The sequence below is a fragment of the Polaribacter sp. genome, assembly GCF_965656025.1.
Lineage (GTDB): Bacteria > Bacteroidota > Bacteroidia > Flavobacteriales > Flavobacteriaceae > Polaribacter.
In genome coordinates this window covers 1-3,369 of the sequence record NZ_CBFHJT010000029.1, presented here as the reverse complement: position 1 = coordinate 3,369, position 3,369 = coordinate 1, and the positions used below count along the sequence as shown (strand labels likewise).

At 30.2% G+C, this 3,369-nt stretch carries 2 protein-coding genes; both read right to left on the bottom strand.

Features of this window, described 5'->3' with window-relative positions; all coding sequences use genetic code 11:
* A partial coding sequence (locus tag ACTG3S_RS07335; RefSeq protein WP_439128706.1) for a patatin-like phospholipase family protein occupies nucleotides 1-1,836 on the bottom strand: 1,836 nt, incomplete at its 3' end.
* Nucleotides 1,837-1,842: 6 nt separating this feature from the next.
* On the bottom strand, nucleotides 1,843-3,369 hold a 1,527-nt coding region (gene uvrC, locus ACTG3S_RS07330), incomplete at its 5' end, for an excinuclease ABC subunit UvrC (protein WP_439128705.1).

Below are 3,369 nucleotides of genomic sequence, written 5' to 3'. Positions count from 1 at the left end.
TTGATCTAAAGAAAAACCAGCTTCACTTGTATATTGTAAGGTAATATTATCTGTAAACGAAGTAGCAAAACCAAGCGTACCTTTTGCTTGAGGGTAGATTTCAAAATCATTATTAAAATCTGAAGACCATAGGTAATACTTAAATTCTAAATCTGCATAAAAACCTTTGGTTACAAAATACCTTTTATCATAAGTATCTAGTTTTAAATAAGCTGCAACATTAAAATAATTGCTATTATCAGAGATGTTTTTATTATCTAAAGGTATTATGTTTTCTGTTTCTGCTTTAATTTGTTTTAATTCGGTTTTTAAACCCACTGCAAATTTTCTGTTAAAGGTGGTTTGCACAAAAAATTGATGCGTAAAATCAGAATATCTCAAATTTATACTATTAATATCTGGTGATGTAGCTTCATTAAATGGTACTTGAGATCTAAAATGGTTATACCTAGATCTAAAACCATAACTAAAGTAAAATCCATTATCTACAAAATAATTTAAATCATAGCGTAAATTATCACCTAAAATTAAATTTAGAGAAAATATATCATTTTTACCTAACACCCCTTTATGATTGTAATTTGCTAATAAACTAGATTTGTACAAATAATCATAATGCAAGCCCAATTTTAAATTAGCGGTTTCATTAGACTCATCTAACTTAAAATTCAATAAGTAGCTATCGTCTGTTTTTTTTATAAGGTTGTACTCTATTTTATTGTAGTTTCTGGTTGCTGAAAGTAAATATATTTTTTCAGTAAGATCTTGCCTAGAAAGGCTATCTCCTTCTTTTATGTTTAGCTTACCAAGTACATAAGCTCTTGTATAATTTTTAGAACCTTGTATGGCAACATCAGAAACTAATAATTTTTTGGTACTAAATTCTATAGGTTCTCTTTTAACTTTAACAGTTTGTTTGGCTGCTATTTCTTTAAATACTTTTGCATATTTTTTAGCTTCTAAATTCCCTTTTTCTAAAACTTCATTTTTTTTATCGAAATCCACCACAGAATATGTATAAATATCTGGGTGAATATAAACATCTAATTTTTTTATTTCCTCATCTGTATTTTGATACATTTGATAACTCATAATTTGGTTTAAAACAGCAACTACAGAGTTTATTTTATCTTTATCAAACAATCTACCTTCTACATCTACACCAATCACAATGTCCATTCCTTTTTCTTTCATAATGCTTACAGGAAAATTATTGGCAACCCCACCATCTACCAACAATTTATCTCCATATGTTACAGGATTTAAAAGCGATGGAAAAGAACCACTAGCCCTTAAAGCAATGGGTAAAGAACCTTTTTCTAAAATTACAGGAGTACCATCTTCTAAATCTGTTGCAATACAAAAAAACGGAGTAGGCAGCTTAGAAAAATCTTGGTTGCCATCTAAAGAATCTACCAATTCTAATAATAAATTTAATACATTTTGCCCTTTAGAAACGCCTCTTGGCAAACCTATTTTACCTTTATTTACAGGCAAGGTAATAAAGGTGTTTTCTCCATATTCTTTTTCAAAAAAAGTTTCTGAGCTTCTAGGGATTATATCTCTAAGAAGTTTTAAAAAATCTGTTTTTAAAATAATTTCTTCTATTTGCTTTGCAGAATAGCCGGCAGCATATAAACCACCAATAATAGCGCCCATACTTGTACCACCAATATAATCTAAATGTATACCAGCTTTATCTATTTCTTTTAAAATACCAATATGCGAAAAACCTTTTGCGCCACCACCACTTAATACCAAACCCACTTTAGGTTGTTTTTGCTGAGAAAATACCATTATGGGTATGGTTAGAAATAGCAAAATAAGGTTTTTCATAGCGTTTTACTTTTTGGTAGGGTGATAATATTGATACACTTTTACAGCTCTAGAATGACCAATTGCTGCTTCTAATTCCTTTAAATTGGCTTCTTTTACTCTTTTTGCCGATTTAAATTTACGCAATAAAGTTGTAATGGTCTGTTTACCAACATCAGGTATTTGTTCTAACTCGCTTTGTATGGCACTTTTACTACGTTTATTTCTATGAAAGGTAATACCAAATCTATGGGCTTCGTTTCTTAAATACTGAGTAATTTTTAAAGTTTCAGATTTTTTATCTAAATATAAAGGTACAGGGTCTCCTGGATAATAAATTTCTTCTAGGCGTTTTGCAATACCAATAATGGCAATTTTACCACGCAAGCCTAATCTTTCTAATGCTTTTAAACCAGATGATAATTGCCCTTTACCACCATCTACAATAATTAATTGTGGCAAAGGTTGGTCTTCTGCTAACAAACGTTTATATCTTCTATATACCACTTCTTCCATAGAACCAAAATCATCGGGTCCAACAACGGTTTTTATATTAAAATGCCTATAGTCTTTTTTACTAGGTTTACCATCTTTAAAAACCACACAGGCAGCTACTGGGTTTGTACCTTGTATGTTAGAATTATCGAAACATTCTATATGACGTGGTTCTTCAGACAAACGCAAATCTTTTTTCATTTGCGCCATTATTCGTTTTACATGCCTATCTGGATCTACAATTTTTATCTGCTTAAATTGTTCTTGTCTGTAATATTTTGCATTTCTTTCAGACAATTCTACAATTCGTTTTTTATCGCCCAACTTTGGGATGGTTACCTTAACATCATCACCCAAATTGACTTTAAATGGCACATAAATTTCTGGCGATTGTGAGTTGAAACGTTGTCTGATTTCTACGATAAAAAGCGCTAATAATTCTTGATCTGTTTCGTCTAACTTTTTCTTAATTTCTGTGGTGTGAGATTGTATAATACTTCCATTTGAAATTTTTAAAAAATTGGCATATCCATGAGTTTCATCAGAAATAATAGAAAAAACATCTACATTATTTATAGACGGATTTACGATGGTACTTTTTGCTTGATAATTATTTAGTCTGTCTAGTTTTTCTTTAATTTTTTGGGCTTTTTCAAACTCCATATTTTCAGAAAATTCAAACATCATTTGTTTAAAACGGTCTAAACTTTCTTTAAAATTCCCCTTAATAATGTTTTTTATTTCTTTGATAGCATTGTTGTAATGTGCCTCTGTTTCTAAACCCTCACAAGGCCCATTGCAGTTGCCTAAATGATGTTCTAAACAAATTTTATATTTGCCTTCATTTATTTTTTGTGCACTTAAATCGTACTTGCAAGTTCTTAACGGATATAGTTCTTTAATTAAGTCTAATAAGGTTCTAACAGTTCTAACAGAGGTATAAGGTCCAAAATATTCAGAACCATCTTTAATAACTCTACGTGTTAAAAAAACTCTAGGGAAACGTTCGTTTTTTATGCACAACCAAGGGTATGTTTTATCATCTTTTAACAACACATT